24 protein-coding genes are annotated in these 20,203 nt (G+C 43.5%); 11 read left to right on the forward strand and 13 right to left on the reverse strand.

What is annotated here, in order from left to right:
- The 5 genes from A3766_RS04725 to A3766_RS04745 form a co-directional block, all read right to left on the reverse strand.
- A partial coding sequence (locus A3766_RS04725; RefSeq protein ID WP_156508693.1) for a GAF domain-containing protein occupies positions 1–1,095 on the reverse strand: 1,095 nt, incomplete at its 3' end.
- A 156-nt stretch (positions 1,096–1,251) separates the two neighbouring features.
- Positions 1,252–1,680, reverse strand: a complete 429-nt coding sequence (locus A3766_RS04730; RefSeq protein WP_068511236.1) for a CBS domain-containing protein — start codon at positions 1,678–1,680, stop codon at positions 1,252–1,254.
- Positions 1,677–2,027, reverse strand: coding sequence for a P-II family nitrogen regulator (locus tag A3766_RS04735; protein WP_068511238.1), 351 nt, complete (start codon positions 2,025–2,027; stop codon positions 1,677–1,679). The genes A3766_RS04730 and A3766_RS04735 overlap by 4 nt, the downstream gene beginning before the upstream one ends.
- 44 nt (positions 2,028–2,071) lie before the next feature.
- Entirely contained in the window at positions 2,072–2,866 is a 795-nt protein-coding gene (locus A3766_RS04740) for a DUF1538 domain-containing protein (protein ID WP_068554982.1), read from the reverse strand.
- A 15-nt stretch (positions 2,867–2,881) separates the two neighbouring features.
- Positions 2,882–3,583, reverse strand: a complete 702-nt coding sequence (locus tag A3766_RS04745; RefSeq protein ID WP_068511339.1) for a DUF1538 domain-containing protein — start codon at positions 3,581–3,583, stop codon at positions 2,882–2,884.
- A gap of 385 nt (positions 3,584–3,968) precedes the next feature.
- Between A3766_RS04745 and A3766_RS04750 the strand changes: the two genes are divergently transcribed.
- The 3 genes from A3766_RS04750 (at position 3,969) to A3766_RS32590 (ending at position 5,338) form a co-directional block, all read left to right on the forward strand.
- Positions 3,969–4,556, forward strand: coding sequence for a hypothetical protein (locus A3766_RS04750; RefSeq protein ID WP_068511242.1), 588 nt, complete (start codon positions 3,969–3,971; stop codon positions 4,554–4,556).
- A gap of 182 nt (positions 4,557–4,738) precedes the next feature.
- On the forward strand, positions 4,739–5,143 hold the full coding sequence (locus A3766_RS04755; RefSeq protein ID WP_068554980.1) for a hypothetical protein: 405 nt from the start codon (positions 4,739–4,741) through the stop codon (positions 5,141–5,143).
- A 78-nt stretch (positions 5,144–5,221) separates the two neighbouring features.
- Positions 5,222–5,338: a PEP-CTERM sorting domain-containing protein gene (locus A3766_RS32590; RefSeq protein WP_082865496.1), complete on the forward strand. Its 117-nt coding sequence runs from the start codon at positions 5,222–5,224 to the stop codon at positions 5,336–5,338.
- A gap of 105 nt (positions 5,339–5,443) precedes the next feature.
- On the opposite strand, the gene A3766_RS04760 is transcribed toward A3766_RS32590, so the two are convergent.
- Together A3766_RS04760 and A3766_RS04765 are read right to left on the reverse strand one after the other, a co-directional pair.
- On the reverse strand, positions 5,444–5,731 hold the full coding sequence (locus tag A3766_RS04760; protein WP_068511245.1) for a hypothetical protein: 288 nt from the start codon (positions 5,729–5,731) through the stop codon (positions 5,444–5,446).
- A gap of 49 nt (positions 5,732–5,780) precedes the next feature.
- Positions 5,781–6,446: an SDR family oxidoreductase gene (locus tag A3766_RS04765; RefSeq protein ID WP_068511247.1), complete on the reverse strand. Its 666-nt coding sequence runs from the start codon at positions 6,444–6,446 to the stop codon at positions 5,781–5,783.
- Between the two features lie 80 nt (positions 6,447–6,526).
- Here A3766_RS04765 and A3766_RS04770 point away from each other — a divergent pair, with 80 nt between their 5' ends.
- The 4 genes from A3766_RS04770 to A3766_RS04785 all read left to right on the forward strand — a co-directional run bounded on the left by A3766_RS04770 (position 6,527) and on the right by A3766_RS04785 (position 10,283).
- Complete coding sequence (locus A3766_RS04770) at positions 6,527–6,907, forward strand: acyl-CoA thioesterase (RefSeq protein ID WP_197475850.1); 381 nt, start codon at positions 6,527–6,529, stop codon at positions 6,905–6,907.
- Between the two features lie 55 nt (positions 6,908–6,962).
- On the forward strand, positions 6,963–8,153 hold the full coding sequence (gene nhaA, locus A3766_RS04775) for a Na+/H+ antiporter NhaA (protein ID WP_068511248.1): 1,191 nt from the start codon (positions 6,963–6,965) through the stop codon (positions 8,151–8,153).
- A 381-nt stretch (positions 8,154–8,534) separates the two neighbouring features.
- Positions 8,535–8,966 (forward strand): CCXG family PEP-CTERM protein, encoded by a 432-nt coding sequence (locus tag A3766_RS30395; protein ID WP_255375148.1) that lies wholly within the window; start codon positions 8,535–8,537, stop codon positions 8,964–8,966.
- 183 nt (positions 8,967–9,149) lie between these two features.
- Positions 9,150–10,283, forward strand: coding sequence for a phosphatidylserine/phosphatidylglycerophosphate/cardiolipin synthase family protein (locus A3766_RS04785; protein ID WP_068511250.1), 1,134 nt, complete (start codon positions 9,150–9,152; stop codon positions 10,281–10,283).
- Positions 10,284–10,286: 3 nt separating this feature from the next.
- Here the strand turns inward: A3766_RS04785 and A3766_RS04790 are convergent, their stop codons facing one another.
- Together A3766_RS04790 and A3766_RS04795 are read right to left on the reverse strand one after the other, a co-directional pair.
- Positions 10,287–11,489 carry a flagellar assembly protein T N-terminal domain-containing protein gene (locus tag A3766_RS04790; RefSeq protein ID WP_068553171.1) on the reverse strand — a complete coding sequence of 401 codons (1,203 nt, stop codon included), beginning with the start codon at positions 11,487–11,489 and terminating at the stop codon, positions 10,287–10,289.
- Positions 11,490–11,496: 7 nt separating this feature from the next.
- Positions 11,497–12,069 carry an LPP20 family lipoprotein gene (locus A3766_RS04795; RefSeq protein ID WP_068511254.1) on the reverse strand — a complete coding sequence of 191 codons (573 nt, stop codon included), beginning with the start codon at positions 12,067–12,069 and terminating at the stop codon, positions 11,497–11,499.
- 430 nt (positions 12,070–12,499) lie between these two features.
- On the opposite strand from A3766_RS04795, the gene traF reads away from it, so the two are divergent.
- The gene (gene traF / locus A3766_RS04800) at positions 12,500–13,816 is read left to right on the forward strand and encodes a conjugal transfer protein TraF (protein ID WP_068553194.1); all 1,317 of its coding nucleotides are present in this window, start codon (positions 12,500–12,502) and stop codon (positions 13,814–13,816) included.
- Between the two features lie 28 nt (positions 13,817–13,844).
- Positions 13,845–15,092 carry a multifunctional CCA addition/repair protein gene (locus A3766_RS04805; protein WP_068511343.1) on the forward strand — a complete coding sequence of 416 codons (1,248 nt, stop codon included), beginning with the start codon at positions 13,845–13,847 and terminating at the stop codon, positions 15,090–15,092.
- On the opposite strand, the gene A3766_RS04810 is transcribed toward A3766_RS04805, so the two are convergent.
- The 4 genes from A3766_RS04810 to A3766_RS04825 form a co-directional block, all read right to left on the reverse strand.
- On the reverse strand, positions 15,062–15,550 hold the full coding sequence (locus A3766_RS04810; RefSeq protein ID WP_068511345.1) for a tRNA (cytidine(34)-2'-O)-methyltransferase: 489 nt from the start codon (positions 15,548–15,550) through the stop codon (positions 15,062–15,064). The genes A3766_RS04805 and A3766_RS04810 overlap by 31 nt on opposite strands.
- 105 nt (positions 15,551–15,655) lie before the next feature.
- Entirely contained in the window at positions 15,656–16,174 is a 519-nt protein-coding gene (secB, locus tag A3766_RS04815) for a protein-export chaperone SecB (protein WP_068511257.1), read from the reverse strand.
- Positions 16,175–16,319: 145 nt separating this feature from the next.
- On the reverse strand, positions 16,320–16,571 hold the full coding sequence (gene grxC, locus A3766_RS04820; protein WP_068511259.1) for a glutaredoxin 3: 252 nt from the start codon (positions 16,569–16,571) through the stop codon (positions 16,320–16,322).
- A 24-nt stretch (positions 16,572–16,595) separates the two neighbouring features.
- Entirely contained in the window at positions 16,596–17,012 is a 417-nt protein-coding gene (locus A3766_RS04825) for a rhodanese-like domain-containing protein (protein WP_068508189.1), read from the reverse strand.
- 335 nt (positions 17,013–17,347) lie between these two features.
- Between A3766_RS04825 and gpmI the strand changes: the two genes are divergently transcribed.
- Positions 17,348–18,880, forward strand: coding sequence for a 2,3-bisphosphoglycerate-independent phosphoglycerate mutase (gpmI, locus tag A3766_RS04830; protein ID WP_068553192.1), 1,533 nt, complete (start codon positions 17,348–17,350; stop codon positions 18,878–18,880).
- 163 nt (positions 18,881–19,043) lie between these two features.
- Positions 19,044–20,186, forward strand: a complete 1,143-nt coding sequence (locus A3766_RS04835; RefSeq protein ID WP_068511263.1) for a murein hydrolase activator EnvC — start codon at positions 19,044–19,046, stop codon at positions 20,184–20,186.
- Positions 20,187–20,203 lie beyond the last annotated feature (17 nt).

The raw sequence follows: 20,203 nt of genomic DNA on the forward strand, positions 1-20,203 counted from the left end.
GCCCAGCGAGTCGTTAATTCGTTTAAAATTATCCAGGTCCATAAATAGCAATGCGCCGATTAAATCATAGCGAGCAATTTTATCTACCGTGCAATCAAGATAATCATTAAACATTCTACGGTTCGGCAAGCCTGTTAATGGATCATAGTAAGCCAGCCTCTCAATATTTTCTTCTGCCTGCTTTTTTTCGGTAATATCTCGGGCGATCCACAGAACATGCTTTTTTTCTGGCTGCTCAGGCAAGTAATGATTGATCGGACAGATTCGCCCTTCAAAGACCCTGCGTCCCCCCTTCACTTCTAGAGTATATTCAAGAAATTCCAGCTCTGAATACTCGAGCGCCCGCCTAATAGCAGAAGTCAGCTGAACAGCGGTATCACAATCAATCACTTCTCGTATATTTTTACCGATAAGTTCTGAACTATTGACAACCAGTAGCTCACCATTGCCACCATAGATATCGATATAATTACCTTCTTCATCGAGAATGAGGCCCAAATCGGGAATGACGGAGATAAAAGCTTTGAGCTTTTCGTTGGATGTTTTTAGCTGGGCATTCAAGACTTGTTCACGCTGCATTGAATACTCTCTTTCAATTGCTATACGAGATAAGCCAGTGAAGTGATCAATTAACTTAAGGTCTTCAGGTTCAGGGAAGCGAATCTCGGGGTAATAAATAGCAAAGGTGCCCAAAACCTCACCTGTTGAAGAGACAATGGGCGTCGACCAACAAGCGACTAGGTTGTGAGGTAAAGCAAGGCCTTTAAAGTCCGCCCACAAGGGGTCTGTAGCGATATCGGCAACAATCACCTGCCGCTTAGTAAACGCAGCCGTGCCGCAAGAGCCAACGCTTTCGCCTATTTCGACACCATTAACAGCGTCACAATATGCCTTAGGCAAACTCGGTGCTGCGCCGTGGTGTAAGTTGTTCCCTTTCAATAAAAGAATCGAGCTCTTGCCGGCCTTGCTTGCCAAGGCCTGCTCGATTGAACTACAGATTTCTTCCAAGCACTCTGGTAGAGACGCGCCCGACGAAACCATTTCGGTAATCGATTGCTGAGCGCGTAATAATTTCTCCAGGACCTCTTGATCCATAACGACCCTCTATTGCATTTATTATTGTTATTTGTCGTTGTTACAGTTAAGACTGTCATCAGTATAGTCGAGAGTCTGAATAAATGGCTATTATAGAATTCGCAATTAGTCACTCACCCTAACAATCCATAGCCATCCAAAATACTGTAATACGCTTTAATCCAAGGTATGCTGCTCTACTAAAATACCTTCAAAAACCAAAGATTTATAACCTACCACACCCACTACTTTACCGTTTTTACCATCAATAACTGGCGCACTCGCCAAGCCAAACTGATCAAATAAACGAGCACAATAGCGCACATCCATTTCAGGTGGGACACTGACAACGGGCTTAGACATAATTTCATAGACATTAACGCGATCAGGTGACTTATCTTTTGCCAATACCTTTTTAGCGATATCTGACAGCATCACAACGCCGTACTCGTCATCCTCATTACGTTTTTTGATAATCACGTAGCTAGCATTATGCTCTTTCATTTGAATCAAGGCGTCTTTAACGGTCATCATGCCGTCCATTTCAACGTAGTTACTCCGCATGACATCCTTAATTTTAACAACCGTTTTATTGGTATGACTCATAACTCTTCCTCGACTTTAGCTGCAATAGATTGTATTTGGTGCGAGACGCCCACAGCATCTTCAACATCTAACTGTACGGCAATTCCCGTACCCGGACTGGTATCGAATTCGCCTACCTGTCCAATAGTCTCTAATATATGCCGGCTTAAGTGCTCTTCAACTATAAACAGCAAGACATCCCGTTGAGTCTCCAGGGTCAGGCCAAAAAAAGTCTTACTCTTTTTAATCCCTTCGCCTCTGGCATGGTTGATCACTGTGGCACCAGTCGCCCCAGCTTTTCGCGCAGCCTTCATGACCTTATCGGTTTTGTCATCCTCTACAAACACCAGCAATAATTTAAAATGCATGTACTTTCCCCTATTCGAAATTCTCTACAAACTCTGTACAGAGCTTATTCAGCTTGTGCCAAGCCCTGTTGTTGGTTTCGCTTAGCCAAATACTCAGTAATTTGCGCATAGGCCATCACCGACATTATTGGAAATAAGCTAGCAAAAGCGATTAAACCAAAACCATCAATCAAAGTGCTTCGCCCAGGTACTGTTTCAGCTAAGCCTAAACCCAAGGCTGCAACCAAAGGCACAGTTACAGTAGATGTCGTTACACCACCTGAGTCATAAGCCAAAGGCACGATCAGTTTGGGTGCAAAACAAGTTTGAATTACGACGACCACATAACCAGAGATAATAAAATAATGGATCGGAATTCCGGTAACGATACGATAAGTTCCTAAGGAAATACCTACTGCTACACCAATTGCGACGGCAATACGCAAACCCCAAATGCCGATCGCACCACCCGATACTTCATTCGCCTTGATCGCTACAGCTATTAGAGAGGGCTCTGCTATCGTGGTACTAAATCCTATGGCAAAGGCGAACAGATAGACCCAATAATAATCAAACCACTGAAGTGCATCGGCACCAATATCCCTCGCTCCTGCTATAAAAGCTGGATCAGTCAACTGTTGCGCCATTAATTTACCTAAGGGAAATAAGGCTCTTTCCAAACCGAGTAAAAATAGCGATAACCCGATCAGCACGTACAAGAAACCAAACAGCACCCTTTTCATATTGGGTATAGGCTTGCGAATCACAAGAAATTGAAAGCCAAACAATATAGCCGCGATAGGAATCACGTCTTTAATCGTGGCGAACGTAATGTCGATAATATCGTTGAGAAGTTCCATTAAGCGCCGAGCTCACTATATGATCATGCCGTAAGCCATCACGAATATCATCGGAGATAGCGACGCAAATGCGATTAATCCAAAACCATCAATCATCGGATTTCGGCCCTTGATTGATGAAGCCAAACCTACGCCCAACGCAGTCACCAGAGGAACAGTAATCGTTGAGGTTGTCACACCGCCCGAGTCATATGCAATCCCGATAATTTCCTTTGGTGCGAAACTCGTCATAATCACAACTAGAATATAGCCGCCAATAATCATCCATTGGATCGACCAGCCTGCAATAATACGCACCACACCCAGAACGATCGCCAAGCCTACAGAAAAAGCCACCGTAAATCGTAAGCCACTGGCATAACTTGTTTTAGCGGCTTCAGTTGCTTCGATCATGCCGCCTTCTGCGGCGACCGTTGCGGCTTCTGCAGCGACTGCTATCAAGGCAGGTTCAGCTATTGTCGTACCAAAGCCCAATGCAAAAGCAAAAGCAATCAGCCAAGCGACACTACCCTTCTTTGCTAAGGCATGAGCCATTGACTCACCGATCGGAAATAAGCCCATTTCCAGACCGAAAATGAAAAACGTCAAGCCAAGCAATACAAATATGACACCAATAATCATATCGACCAGGTTAGGTATCGGCTGCTGAAGTACTGCAAATTGAAAAAATGCAATAACAATTATGATCGGCGCCAGGTCTCTGAGACTACCTAGCATTGAACGAAAAATAGCGAGTATGCCTTGCTGCAAACTAAGTTCCCTTAATCTATACAAAGTTAGAAGTTGATAGCCCAAACAAGGTTTAGGCCCTAGAAACAAAACTCTAGAAATGAGTATAGGCCAATACTCACAAAGTGAAATTGACCTAAGACAATTTGAAAGCGCTTAGAGACCTTTACTTGTAGGTTTTACAAGGCCCAAGAACTCACTTAATCAGCAGCGACAAGCGTCGAATTACTTAACACTTATGATGTGACTTGCATCACAAAAAGAACCAATCATTACGATAAGCTACTGAAAAACATCACCAGACCTGAATAAAGTATTGTTATTGCATCAAGACTCTAGATTCTTAATCGACGCTTATTTCGAGGTGTATAAGATGTCTATTGTCAAAAGTCTCTTCCTATTTTTAGTTCTAATATTATCATCCAATCAAGCACTTTCACTTTCATGCGGAAGCAGTCTCAGAACAGCCGATCTAAGTCCTGCAACGAACTGTATAACGGGCCTAGGAAACCCCAGCATTAGTGCTATTAACGCCTTGTTTGACACCCCCCCTAGCTGGCAAAGAGTTAGCTCAGTAGAAGACAATACCTCTGGTGGTAGCGATGGCTGGTTTGGGGTGTCACTGGATCCAAACTCTAACTGGGGACAGAGCAATGTTTCTGGTGAATGGAGCTTAGATTCTGCCTTCTGGGATGCTTACAATGAGGGTGTAATATCAATGCGCGTAGGGAATGGAGGCGGAGACCCCGACTTTTTTGCTTGGAAACTGTCCGATGGAGCATCGACAGGAAGTTTCAGCTACGAGCGTCTAGCCGGTGGTGGAGGTGGTTTATCAAACCTAAAACTATGGGGACGAGTTACCGAAGTTATTCGCATTGAAGAACCTGCAAATATCGCACTCTTTATCATTGGCTTATTTGGCTTATTTGCCTCCAGACGCTTTAGCCAAACACACCCTTAATGTACATATGCGCAAGTTCACATTCACACAATTAACTGTCAGATTAGTTTACCCCCCCATAACAAAACCTTATTTTTTACACTTAAAAAGCATGATAATTAATTGTAGTTAAAGACAGAGGCAAATCATTGGTACAATTTATGCGTTAAAACCCTTATGTAAAATTATTAACAGGGAATATCATGAAAAATACTCTTAAAATAATATCAGGTATTGCGTTACTAAGCTTTGCCAGCCAATCTTTTGCAGCGATTTGTACTAGCGAAGGGCGAACTGCAGAGTTAACCATATCCACCGTCTGTGAATCTGGTAATGGAAACCCACACACTAACGATATCAACAATCTGTATGGTGACACACCTAGCTGGGAAAAAGTATCTGACATCGCAGGGTTTGAAGGTACTGACCTAAGCTTAGCTGATGGCCCATTACGAATCGGTTTAAATACAGGTTCTCTTTGGGGAAGCACCGACGTTACCGGAATATGGGGCATTCACAGTTCATTTTGGAGTCAGTTTGATGAAGCAGTGATCTCAATGCATGTTGGCGGAAACCCTCAAGATAACACTTCTGACTTCTTCGCATGATCCATTGCAACAAGCTCAACAACTGGCACGTTTGATTACAATCAAAGCTACGGAAATGGTGGCGGCTTATCTAACTTTATGCTTTGGGGAAGAAACACGGGTAACACAGTTGAGACTCCCGAGCCAGGCAGCATAGCTTTACTTGCTCTAGGCTTACTAGGTTTAGGTTTCTCTAGAAAGCTCTCTCAGCAGTAATAGTAAAAAATACGTTCTGGGTATTGATTACCCAGAAACACCTTACTTCTTACCCTCATAGATGACACCAGCACTGAGAATCACCAGATCAAGCTCTACGATAAACTAAAGATTGAGCTCACCGAAACTCTTATTGAAGTCCCTTAACTGATCATCTCCCCGGTCATACTCCGCCTGCCATAAAAGATCTTTATAATCTGATAGGACACGCTCTATAGATCGACTTAACTCATCGAAGTCTCCGTCCGCGACATAGATGGCCGCACGTACAATTCGATTTGTTACACGCCAATTTGTTTTAACAAACAAGGCCTCAATTTCATCTTTGGCCAGCAACCACTGCTTGCCAAAATCTCGCTCTAACTTATTTTGAATATCACCCAACAACTGCATTTCCACCTCACGAGGTTTGATTAAAAAGTGTCAGTTAAACCTCACTTAGCTACCAAGGCAGAACATCCCCATTTGAATGCCAGAACGTACCAGTATTCGTAAGATTCAACTCATCTACTCTCTGAGCTAAACGCTCAGCAGCTTGATCAGGGGTAATGTCGCCATAGCCTCCTATCATTTCAGTACCCACTAGACCCGGGTGGAAGACTCCGACAGCAATACCTTGATCTTCTAGATCCATCGCGAGAGAAACTGAGGCGATATTTAAGGCACACTTAGACATGCGGTAGCCATAGCGACCGCCACTGCTATTATCAGCTATGGATCCCATTCTACTGGTGATGATGGCAACCTTACCACCACTATCCAAATTGCCGAGAAGCGCCTCTGTTACTCGCAAGGGGCCTAATGCATTCACGCGAAACTGCTCTTCGAGCTGATCATAGTCGATATGCCCCAATACCTCATCTCGAAGAATTCCGGCGTTATTAATAAGAAGGTCTAATTTCACACCTTGAAGCTCAACACCTAGTCTAGCCACATCCTCTGCTTTGCTGACATCGATTCCTGCGATTATCTGGCACCCCAACGACAACAACTCTTCACTAGCTTCACGACAGACGGCATACACCGAGTAACCTTTAAACTTATAGTACTGACAGAAAGACAAGCCAATACCACGATTTGCTCCGGTTACAAGTATATTTTTTGACATGATATCTCCTACGAAATCTATTGGTGAAGCCGATAATAATATATAGAATATAACGTTATCGATTTATCTAAGGAGATGCAATGAGTCACGAAGCAACTAAAGCTTTACGCAGCATGCAACATCATAAGTTAGTATTACCTGAGCATATGAACCACCAAGGCTCCTTGTTTGGTGGCAACTTGCTGATGTGGATAGACGAAGTCGCCTATATGACGGCCGCCCTTCACTACCCAGGGCTGCGATTCGTTACCGTTGCACTCGATAATGTTGAATTCAAACATCGAATCGACTGTGGCGAAATAATTTGTTTTAAGGTCGACCTTGAGCGACAGGGAAACTCTTCAATTACTTATTTTATTTCAGTACGAAACGCTCGCGAAGACAAAGATACAGTTTTATTTGAAACTCGAATCACATTTGTATGCATTGATGAACTGGGTAATAAATGCCCTATTGAGTAACTACCAAGTAAATTACGACTTAAGATATAAGCATAAGTAAGGTCTAAGGCTAATCATGAATTCTTTACAAAACAACCATCCACAAAACTTTATCTCTGACTTTTTTAAGCTTGAGTCTGCCGGTGGAATATTACTAATTTTTGCAGCAGTCCTTGCCTTAGTGTTTGCTAATACGCCCTTATCTTCAATTTATGAATTGCTGCTATCAACCCCTGTAGAAGTCAAGATTGGCGCACTGGAAATCGCGAAGCCATTACTGCTATGGATTAATGATGGCCTGATGGCGGTATTCTTCTTTTTAGTCGGATTAGAACTAAAAAGAGAGCTATTAGAAGGCGAACTTTCCGACAAGCGAAATATAGTCTTACCCGGAATCGGCGCACTGGGTGGCATGCTATTTCCTGCACTTATATATGTTTACTTTAATTACGAAGACCCTCAGGCCCTTAGTGGTTGGGCCATTCCTGCTGCAACCGATATTGCTTTTGCCCTTGGTGCCCTGACGCTTCTTGGTTCCAGAGTTCCTACCTCGCTTAAAATATTCCTTACCTCTTTAGCAATTTTTGATGATATTGGCGCGATTCTGATCATCGCATTGTTTTACACGGATAAATTATCGCTAAGCGCGTTAATAATCGTTGCAGGCTGCATCCCTTTCCTAATTATCATGAACAAACGAAATGTCATCTCCAAAAGTGCTTATATTTTTATCGGTATCATTATGTGGGTTGCAACGCTTAAATCGGGCGTTCATGCGACACTTGCAGGTGTAGTTCTAGCGATATTCATTCCTATGAAATCTAGAGAGAACCCTTCGTTCTCGCCGCTTAAAGATCTGGAGCATGACCTTCACTCAGTCGTTGCTTTTGGAATTCTCCCCGTCTTCGCCTTCGCCAATGCTGGAATCAATCTATCAGGTATAGGTTTAGAGCAAATGCTTCATAACGTCCCCGTTGGCATCGCGCTAGGCTTGTTTGTCGGTAAGCAAGTGGGGATATTCGGTTTATGCTGGCTTGCCATTAAACTTAAACTAGCCCAACTACCTTCTGGCATGAACTGGCTTAGCCTGTATGGCACAGCGGCACTCTGTGGTATTGGCTTTACAATGAGCTTGTTTATTGGCTCACTTGCCTTTGAAGAAAGCGGAGTCAACATGATCTTTGATGAACGCCTTGGTATCGTCGTGGGTTCGCTGATATCTGGTATATTCGGCTTCTTTATCCTGAACAAAGCATTACCGAAATAACTGCTAGCTAAATTAGACTATATTCGCTAGCAAGCCTTTCATGGGGTCACATCAGACATAGATATAAGTGTCGATATTTTTTACAACCTATGAAAAACAACAAGACAAAAACAAACTCAATATATTGTTTTATATAATTTTTTTCAAACAGGCATATAAATAGCTTTAATCTGACCAGCCACCAAATTCAATGTAATACAACTAGGATACACACATGAAAAAATTACTCTAAGCGCTCTTACTTTAGTATTAGCAGCGCTGAGCTTAAACGTTAGCGCAACGACGATGACTATTGACACTCGTAGTATCACTAATGGTATAGACGACACGGATTTTATTACTTCATGGACTGATCAAACTTAAGCGATTAACTCACTAAATATTTCAGATTTCAGTGGTTTCTTTTCTGGCAACAACACGATCAGCCACTTAAGCATCTCACTAACATCTGCTATAAGCGGCTCGTGGGGAATCGAAGCTGGCTTGGACGCAGGCTACGGCGCAGCTCTATATGTTGATGGTAGCCTAATCGAAAATAGAACTGATGACCTTTGGTGGCAATACAACTGGAACAATTCTGACGTTCTATCTGGCACTGCCGGTATTTCTGCTGGCAGCCACACTATCGACCTATACTGGGCAGAAAACTGCTGCAACGGTTATAGCAGCGGTCGTTTCACAACAGATGGCGGCAGCACATGGCAGTCACTTTCTGTAGCAAATATTGATGCAGCTACTGTATCTGAGCCAGCGACTCTTGCTCTATTTGGTCTTGGTCTATTAGGTTTAGCTGGCGTACGTCGATTTAAATAAGCTTAACCTACTCCATCTCCTGGTGGTAAAGCTTTGGGTATTTTTTATACCCAAAGCTTTTTTAAAACTTAGTAACAAGCCCTCTCGAATATTTCTGCTTCCAAACCTCCTTACAAGCTCCCTTAATTCAGCGCCGTGTATTAGAATCAGTGTCATCAATCTATTAGCTACGCTGACCACACCATGACACGCAATCAGCTTTCGACTAGCGAATCGATCATTGTCGACGCACAAAGTTATTATGAGCAGCTTATCGAAGCAATTGATCTTGCCCAGCAAGAAGTTTTACTTGAGTCATATATCTTCAACAATGATTTTATTGGTCAGGCCATCTCTCAAGCTCTTGAAAACGCTTCTTTAAGAGGAGTGCAAGTCAGGGTTTTGGTTGACGGAGTTGGGGCAGGTAATAATTTTGAGCAGGTTGCCAAACAGCTCATTAATTGCGGCGCTGAAGTAAAAGTATACCGGCCATTACCTTGGCGTTTTGATCTATGGCCTTTATCCCTCTTCCCTGCTGCTGGTATTTTTAAGTTATGGCACTTGCTGAGCTATATTAATAATCGTGACCACCGCAAGCTTGTACTCATTGATGATAAGCTGGTTTTTCTTGGCAGTTTCAACATTACAAAAGCGCATTTACCCAAGGCCCTTGGCGGTCAACAATTTAGTGACACAGCAATCAGAATATCTGGACAAGTAACCCAGAGCGTAAGGCTAGCTTTCGACACCTGCTGGTATAAACACTCATGTCGCACCAGCGCTCGGTACTTGCCTGAGAGCCCTTTTCTCTATAACTTCAGCCGCCGCTTAAGACGAAAACAGAGAAAAGACTTATTACAGAGAATTAAAAATGCAAAGCATGCGGTATGGATAGCGAACGCTTATTTTGTACCAGATAGCGAACTGCAAGACGCCCTATGCACAGCAAGTAAAAGCGGGGTTGATGTAAGAATATTACTCCCCGGGCGTTCGGATATATTTTTCATTCCTTGGGCCTCTGCGTTCTTCTATTCAACATTACTTGAAGCTGGCATCCGACTCTACGAATACCAAGCAGGAATCATGCACTCTAAAACCTTGATTATTGATGACTGGGCTTGCATCGGCTCAAGTAACCTCAACACCCGCAGCCTAATGCATGATTTGGAAATCGATTACAGCCTGCAACTTACCGCCAGCCGAGAGCAATTGGCAATTAATTTTCGTGACGACCTGAGCTGCAGCGAAGAACTGAAGAGCGACTCGCTGGACAAAAAGCATTTTATCCAACGGTATTTGGGCGGACTGCTACTAATATTTTTCTCTTACTGGGTGTAAAAACTACCAAGCGATTAGCAAGTCATCCTCTTGTATATTTATTCGCCCTGGGTCCATACTGACACTACCACTAGCAAAACCAGGGTGCACCTGAGAAACGGTGAGTGATGTCTTGACATTCGTTAGTTCAGTACCCGCTAGCATATCTGCGTCGTAATAATTGTAGGTACGATATAAAGAAAACTTATCTCCAGGGCGAACACCGGAGCTTGCACCCGAATTGAAGTGTAATGTTTTACCGTCAACTCTTGATATACGTGCAATAAAGGGCTGACACTCCAATTGCTCTCCTACTAAAGTAGCAACACCATCCACCAGTTGAGCGACTGCTAGACCATATTCGTCATTCCAGAACTCTGCAGTGCCAAAGCCACTCAGATCATCAATATCATCTTCCCACGGCGCAGATACTGCAAAACTTCTTTGCCAGATAATCGCACCACTATAGCCATCATGAACAAATAGCTCCATTGCAAAGCGACGTTTGATATTGGCGTTATTGCTCATCCTTTTCAGTTTCGCCCAATATGATGTGGAGAAAGCTTCCGGGTCTTCTAGCGACAGATCTCTCACCACACCTGAGATAACAAATTGAGCTCCAACCTGCTTCGCGTAATCAGCCGCTTTGGTCAGTGTACTCTGCGATGTGAAGTGACTGGGCGCATTGATCACATCCTGATGCAAAGAAAACTCACTCTGCTCGAAAACAACTAACTTATCTTGCAGCTGTAAAGACTGATTAAGTGCACTGGCCAATCCACGCTCAATATTATGAAACCCCCCCAATCTCAGTTGAGCAGGAGACTGAACCGAAAACCCCAGCACCGCGATTTTTTTACGATATTTTTTTGCTTGGGAATCAGGGCAACTGGCAACTTCTTCAACATCAAAGTTCATCACCAGATTCAAGATGCCTTTTTTAACAAATTCATCTTGTAGTACAGATTTACGAATACGCGCTTCACCCGAAACTGAAAAGTAGTCCTTACTTATCTTTCCATTGCTAACACGTTGATCACTCTTTACTCGGGCACCCGCCTGAAGCAGAGCTTGCTTAAGCGCATCCTGTCGAGCACGATCTCTCGCCAGATCATAGCGTTGACCATCAAAATCTGCCTGCCCTGTGACTTGTATCCACTCTGCATTAGCACTTACTGGTGATAGCAAACAAGACATTAGAGCGAGCAAGAAGGAAAAATACTTCATACCAACCTCACTTCAAAAAATATACAGATTGCATTGACTGAGATGCAGCACGCTTAGTGCGGGGCTCACTACTGGAAGCCATAGGCAGTGGCCGGTGGCAATCTATACCGAACTTGATATTGTTCATTTTATTGATACAGTCGTGAAAATCGCCTGGCAGTAATATTTCCAACACAGTCTCAAATCCGCGCCCCTTATTCTCAATAATCGAAACTACCCTTGCACCTCGCACATAAGAATCGACAGCCGCTGCATAGTGATCACTTTTCATCACAAACTCATCAACCTGGGAACCACCACTGATTCCGATACCGTAAAGCCTTTCGGCCAAGGTACGGTAAGCATCAAGCTTTGAGGCCCTTATCGCCATCAAACGCTTCGACTCTGACTCCGAGTCCTCCTTTCTTTCATAAGCGCCATACCCCGTAACACGGACTACAATAGGCTCAATCGGCTCCTTCTCCTCTTTCTTCATCGTACCCACACTATTCTTATCTTTATATTTATGGGCATGAGCCGGAGAAAAGCAGAGCGCAGCGGTTAGTAAACAAAAAATGACTAGATTCTTCAAAGCAAGCATATCAAACTAGGTTCCCAGTAAATGGTGAGCGAAGATCGCATCGAGACACCCCGAACAACAGATACTTAAATGCGTTAATAAGAGCCAAATACCTGAGTTTTTCATAATCACTATGAAAATCCTGTGCCAAGTCATTACTGTAAAATTTGCAGCAATTCAGGAGAGCGCTTGCCGTTTTCATAGCTCTAAGCGGCAAATAAGGTTGTTAGGCGGCAATACAGAGTCATTAAATGACTTCAATACATAAGCACAGTTAAGCCAAAAAAATTACCACGAATTTGGACATTATGTTACAAAGCGTGACGTGCCCGTCGTTGTCACTTTCGACTTTCCGTTAAAATTGCCTCTACGGATCAAGCTACGTACAGTCACCGTACCGTTAGCCAGCATAAGTTAACTAGTCAGGACCCGCTCAAGGAACAAGGAAATAATGAATTTCAGATCCACCTTCAGCTTATCAAACTTTGCCATTTGCTTAGTTTGTCTCGCTTATAGCTCAACCGCACTAAGTGGCTACAAAGTATTTTTAGACCCTCGTTCCATGGCTATGGGCGGAACCGGTGTTGCTTCAGCTTCAAAGTTTAACGCGTCCGCTCACAACCCTGCTTTGATTGCCTTCAACCGAGGCGATAAGCCCGACAAGATCTATCTTGCAATAAATAGTGGCCAGCGACAGCTTTACGGAGAGTCTTTTAACTCTGACGTTCTCGACTATCAAAATTCACCAATAGAACAAGACTTTATCAACGCCGCTAACAGCGGAGATATTAGCGACACCAGAGATACCGCTAAACTTCTAAAAGACTCTCTAAGTGAAAAAAGTTTTAGCTCATATCGCTCTGATGAAATGCATAACTTTAACTTGTTAGTGGATACTGACCCGCTAACTATCAATTTCTACACTCGCCGTGAAATTCGCAAAGTAAGCACCATCCTAAATAAAGATGCAGCAACTATTGATGACATTGTTAGACAAGTAGAAACTACTGGCCTTGCGGAATCCACAGGTATTGAAGACCTATTAAGTTCATCGGTTGAAAGCACTCAATTTGACTATGAAGAAATGGGCGCAACCGTCGCTACAACCAATGTTATTGATTATAACATGCCCATATCGTGGGGTTTTACACCCAAACTGATTCAGTTCAATGCATCTCAAGTTTCAAGGCCGCTAGATGAATACGATGTGAATAACGCTCCGGCTGACAGACCTAGTGATAGCAACCTAGAATGGAACGTAGATATAGGCTTAGCAATCCTGTTTACCGACAACTTTTTACGTGAAGAATTCGGCCTGGATGGTTGGTGGCTAGAAGGCGAGTGGGTATTCGGTATTTCTGGAATGAATATGTTTCCAACCGACATTTCAACATTCTCCCCTCCCGTACCCACTGATGAATTACCTCGAGGCAAGCCTTCAGTTCAAGCACGCTATAAAGTGGGTTTAGCCACTTACCGTGAAGACTATATGATGACGCTTGATATTGATCTAAACGAAGATGAAGTGTTCGCCTTCGAAGGCAATACCCGCTTCATATCTTTTGGTGGTGAGTATTACTGGAGAGATGACTTCCACTTACGTGCAGGTGCGCGCTTCAATATTGCTGAAACAGAAGAGGCCTCAAAAGAAGATCACACCTTAACAGCTGGTTTTTTATACCAGCCACGCCACTTCAATATTGAGGCTGCATTTATGCTGAGTGAAGTAGAAGCTGGCGGTTCGATAGGATTTGGTTTAGCATTCTAGCTCTTTCTCTCCCGTGGGCTTGAATGTGATGAAAACCTACCTTGTGGGTGGTGCTGTACGTGACTCTTTGCTCGAAATTAACAGCAAGGATAAAGACTGGGTCGTAGTAGGTAGCAACCCAGACGAGATGCTTAAACAAGGCTTTACCCAGGTCGGCCAAGACTTCCCTGTATTTCTCCACCCCAAAACTAGAGAAGAGTACGCTCTTGCGCGGACAGAGCGTAAAAACGGTCAGGGCTACCAAGGCTTCAGCTTTGACACGTCAAAATCAATCACTTTAGAACAAGACCTTATCAGAAGAGACCTAAGCATTAATGCGATGGCAATGAGCGCAGACGGTGAGCTGATTGATCCGTATGGCGGTCAAGACGATCTGAAGAACAGACTACTCAGGCACGTCTCGCCAGCCTTCACAGAAGACCCACTAAGAATTCTACGCGTGGCTCGTTTCGCTGCTCGCTTTTATCACCTCGGCTTTAAAATAGCTGACGAAACACTCGATTTCATGAGCAAAATGGTTCTGAAAGGTGAGGCAAATCATTTAGTCCCTGAGCGTATCTGGCAAGAAACTGAACGAGCACTAAGTGAAAAGTCCCCTTGGATTTATTTTGAAGCACTTAGAAAAGTTGGCTGCCTGAAAGTCGTATTCCCGGAAATCGATGCGCTATTTGGCATTCCTCAGCCAGAAAAGTACCACCCAGAAATCGACTGTGGCATCCACGCTCTCATGTCCTTGGAGCAAGCTAGTCAACTAAGCCAATCAAAACAAGTTCGCTTTGCTGCTCTTACACACGACTTGGGAAAAGCTTGTACCGCCCCTGAAAAATGGCCAAGCCATCATGGCCATGAGCGCCTAGGTTTAGAGCCGATAAAGAAGCTCTGTGAACGAAATCGAGTACCGAATGAATACCGAGACCTGGCATGTTTATGCAGTGAATATCACACGCACATCCATAAAGCTTTTGAGTTAAGAAGTGAAACCATTCTGAAAGTTTTAAAGCAGTGCGACGCCTTTAGACGCCCTGAGCGCTTTGCAGAAATATTACTGTGCAGCAAGGCAGACTCACGAGGTAGGACCGGGTTTGAAAAGGCGCAATACCAACAAGCAGATCTTTTTAGCCGGATATTACACACTCTCAGCTTAATCACCACAAAAGAGATCGTTGCCGAGGGCTACAAAGGGAAAGAAATTGGCGAGCAGCTAGACCGTTTACGAAAAGAAAAAATAAAGCAGATAAAAAGCACTTATGAAGGAGAAAACTCGCCCACTAGCTGAGCATTTTTAAATCCGCACTGACGCCAAGCCTCATAACTTATGATTGCCACTGCATTGGACAAGTTTAGGCTTCTGCTATCGACCATCATTGGAATGCGGATTCTGTGTTCTGACTGAATACTCGCTAAAACTGAATCGGGCAGCCCTGCCGTTTCAGAACCAAACAATAATACGTCACCTTCCTGGTAAGTGAGCTGATCATGAGGCCCACTCCCCTTAGTTGTACATGCAATAATTCGCCGCCCTTCAACAGCCTCAAGAAAAGAAGCATAGTCCTTATGGCGCGTTACGTTTGCCATATCTCGATAGTCCAGACCCGCACGTCGAAGTTTCTTTTCTTCTAGATCAAACCCCAATGGCTCGATTAAATGAAGATAACAACCGTTGTTCGCAACCAGACGAATTATATTACCTGTATTGGGGGCGATCTGAGGTTCATAGAGTGCGATATGGAACATATATTTAATATCAACCAAATAGGGAAAATAGAAATAACAAAAAAATGCGCTCAAACAAAAAAGCAGTGCGACATAGCACTGCTTTCTTCTTTCATAACAAGAGGCTTAGTGAGTAGACTCACTACCCGCTTTTTTCTCAGCCGCTTCTTGCGCTTCTTTTTGCTTCTTCATTACAGCTTGAGCAAAGATAGCATCGAAGTTAACCGGTGCAACCATCATTGCCGGGAAGCTACCTTTAACGACAACTGTGTCAATAGTTTCACGCATGTAAGGGAATAGAAGATTTGGGCAAAACGCATTTAGCGCTTGTGCCAATTGAATACCTTCTAGACCTTCAAGCTTAAAGATGCCCGCTTGCTGAACTTCAACAATGTAAGCCGTCATACCTTCGACTGAAACGGTAAAAGTAGCTGAAACAACTACTTCATAGTGATCTTCACCTAAACCAGCATTTTTAGTATTGAGATCCATTTTCACTTCTGGCTTCCATTGTTTCTGGAAAACCATGGGTGAGTTCGGTGACTCAAAGGAAATATCTTTTACATAGATGCGCTGTAGGGCAAAGTTGACTTGTGGCTGCTGTTCCTCTTGAGCGCCAACTTCAGGCGTTTCATTCTCTGACATGATGGATCCTAATTCTTGATAATTTGATAACAGCTCGTAAAACTTAAGCTGACGAGCCAAAAGTTAAATACTAGGCGGTGCTAGTTAAAAATGCGAGCCTATCAAGCTCTTTTTTTAGTTTTTGCGATAGGAATAACCTTATAAGCTATAAGGTCTCCAATAAAGCGTCTAGCTCACCCTTTGCCTCTAAAGCAAATAAGTCGTCACAGCCACCTACGTGAGTTGTTCCAATCCAGATTTGTGGCACTGTATGCTGGCCAGATTCTTTCATCATCTTTTGCCTGATAGATGGATCTGCATCCACTAGAATTTCATCAAAGTTTACTTTCTTTTTTTGAAGAAGCGCTTTAGCACGAAAGCAAAACGGGCAGAATTTTGAAGAATACATTACGACCATTTTATTGACTCTTAGCTATTGTGTTTATTTACGAACCAGAGGCATATTGCTATTTTTCCACTCAGCAATACCACCACTCATACGGCAGACATTCTCAAAACCTTCTGCCTGCAAAGTCTTACCCGCCATTCCAGAGTGCTGACCCATTTTATCTACCAGGATAATTTGCTTATCCTTATATTTTTCCAGCTCAGTCGATCGCTCTTTCAAGTTTGCAAAAGGAATATGCAAGGCACCTGTAATTTTACCTTCAGAGAAGTCTTTCTTGTCACGTAAGTCAACGATCACAGCCTGATCTTTATTTAGTAAAAGCGTCGCCTCTTGAGGACTAACGGCTCTTCCAGAACGCGATCTCTCGGTAAACCATAGTGCAGCCAACAACGCGACAAACAAACCTGAAAGCTCAATATGATTACCAATAAATTCAAATAAACGATCCATTACTCAGTCCACAACAGTAAAACCGGCTAAATTGCCAGATAAAGTAGAAGCTCTGCCCTGAGTAGCGCCAGTAAATCTTGTTTCACTCGCTCTACTCCATAGCCTCACGCAAAAGGAGTCGCATTATACACACGCCCCTCCTGGCACCTCAATAGCTAGAACCTAATGCAGCGAGAACAACTAAACAACGACACACTAATTAATTCTGACACTCTAGGTCGCCAACCGTCCAAAATAACGGTAAAATCCGCGTCACTATTGGAACCTTGTATGAGAGTAATTTCACGAGGTTCACTGCGCGCCGTTTAAAACTTTACATTAGGTAGTACGTTAATATGGGTAAACAGACCACCGCACTAATCATTCTCGATGGCTGGGGCCACCGTGAAGAAACCGATGCAAATGCTATTCGTCAAGCCAGCACACCTTTTTGGGATAAAATTTGGCAAGAGCGTCCTCATAGCCTGATTCAAACCTCTGGCATGGCCGTGGGCCTACCTGATGGGCAAATGGGAAATTCTGAAGTGGGTCATATGAACCTCGGTGCCGGAAGAATCGTCTACCAAAACTACACCCGTATCACCAAGGATATTGACGAAGGAACATTCGAAAATAACGAAGCCATCTGCAAAGCTATAAACAGCGCAGTAGAAAGCGGCAAAGCAATCCATCTTATGGGGTTAATGTCTCCGGGTGGTGTTCACAGTCATATCGACCACATCCAGGCAGCCATTAAAGTAGCGGCAACAAAAGGCGCCAAAGAAGTTTACGTTCACGCATTCCTCGATGGCCGAGATACACCTCCGCGCAGTGCACAGCCCTCTCTAGAAGCTGTGGAAAAGCAACTTTCTGATCTAGGTATTGGTAGAATCGCTAGCATGGTCGGCCGTTACTACGCGATGGATAGAGATAATCGCTGGGATCGTGTAAAACTAGCTTATGACCTTTTAACTGAAGGACAGTCTGATTATCGTTACGAAACGCCTACTCAAGCACTTGAAGCGGCATATCAGCGTGACGAAAACGACGAGTTTGTTTCAGCCACAGCCATTGGAGATGCGAACTCTGGCCAGATCAATGACGGCGATGCGGTTATCTTTATGAACTTCCGAGCAGACAGAGCACGCGAATTAACCCGAAGCTTTGTTGATACAAATTTCGAAGGTTTTGAGAAATCCAAGGCACCTAAGCTTGCCGACTTTGTCATGCTAACGGAATATTCTGCAGACATTGCAACTAGCTGTGCCTACCCTCCAATGGACCTACCCAATTGCTTGGGTGAATACATGGAGACGCTGGATAAAACCCAACTTCGAATTGCTGAAACCGAAAAATATGCCCACGTCACCTTTTTCTTCAGTGGTGGCCGGGAAGCATTATTTAAAGGCGAAACTCGCGAACTCATCCCTTCTCCAGATGTAGCAACCTACGACCTAAAACCTGAAATGAGCGCTCCTGAAGTTACTGACAAGCTGGTCGAAGCGATTAAGAGTCAAGAATATGATTTGATTGTCTGCAACTTTGCTAACGGCGATATGGTTGGCCACACAGGAAAACTCGAAGCCGCTGTCAAAGCAGCAGAATGCCTCGATAGCTGCCTGGAACGTGTGGCAACCGCACTTGAAGAAAGTAAGGCCCAATGTTTGATTACCGCAGACCATGGTAACGCAGAGCAAATGCTTGATCCCAATTCAGGACAGGCACACACCGCTCACACCACATTGCCCGTACCACTGATATATTTAGGTGATAAAGACATTTCACTCAAAGACGGTGGTAAATTAAGCGATATCGCACCCTCCTTGCTCGATTTGATGTCTATCGATATCCCTTCAGAAATGACGGGAATGTCACTAATCGGAAAATAGTCTGCAATAGCCTCAGTGTATAATAATCAATCCTTTAAGAAGAGCACTAGAGTATTCTTATGCTCTTCGTGGATTGTAGGAACCCTCTAATGTCTTGGTCGATTAACTTAATATGCATGCTAGTATTAATTATCAACATGCTCTCAAGGCTCCTCACTAATCGATGAAATACCTTCTGCTTACATTCTGTTTGTTAGCTTCACTCGTAGCAAACCCAAGTCTTGCAGAAGTTTCTCAAGAACACTCTGAGCGTGAACTCGCTCAACTTAAATCCAGCATCACCAAAATCAATCGCTGGCTGAATCGCGCTAATACTGAAAAAACCGGGCTTTCAAAAGCACTGGAGAAGCAAGAAAAAGCTATCAGCAAGCTAAGCAAGTCAATTCGTACCAGCAAAGCAAATATAACGAAGCAAACCAAAGAGCTTAAAAAGCTGGAAAAAGACCACTCTCAACAAACAAAGGCGCTAAAAAAACAGCAGTCGTTCTTAATAAAGCAATTACAACGTGCGTACCTGCACGGGGAACAATCTCAAACCAAACTTCTTTTAAACTCTAATAACCCCCAGGAACTTGCTAAGGATATGCGTTTCTTTGCCTATATTAATGAAGCGCGTAGTGAAAAAATTTCCGAGGTACAAGACATTCTTAACATCATAAAAAATACCGAGAAAAAAATACTTGTTAAGAAAAATAAACTGCACGAACAGCATAAGCTTCAACAACAACAGCGCTTAGAGCTGAAAAAAGAACAAGCAGCTCGTAAACAGGTACTCGCAAAACTCAAGGCCAATATAAAAAATAACACGCAGCGTCTTGAAAAAATGCGCAAAGACCAAGCGCGCCTAGAGAAGCTTCTGAACGAATTAGAGCAAGCCATTGCCAACATCCCCCTCCCTGACGACGCCGCTCCGTTTAGCAAACAAAAAACCAAGCTTCCGTGGCCTGCGAAAGGTAAAGTCATTGGGCGCTTTGGTAGTCGAATTGCTCAGGGTAAGCTAAAGCTCAATGGCATTCATATTGAGACAAAAAACAACCAGGAAGTTCAAGCCATCCATTCTGGAAGAGTTATATTTTCTAACTGGATACGTGGCTTTGGTTTGCTCATTATTATCGATCATGGTAATAATTACATGAGTTTGTACGGTAACAATAAGAGCCTTGCAAAAGATACCGGAGACTGGGTTAGAGCAGGTGAAGTTCTCGCCTATGCAGGGCAAAGTAATGCAAAAAGTGAAACAGGGCTATACTTTGAAATTAGAAAAGACGGAAAGCCTTTAAATCCTAGCCGATGGCTACGAAAATAAATTCTTCAGGACCCACT

The organism is Oleiphilus sp. HI0132, assembly GCF_001635845.1.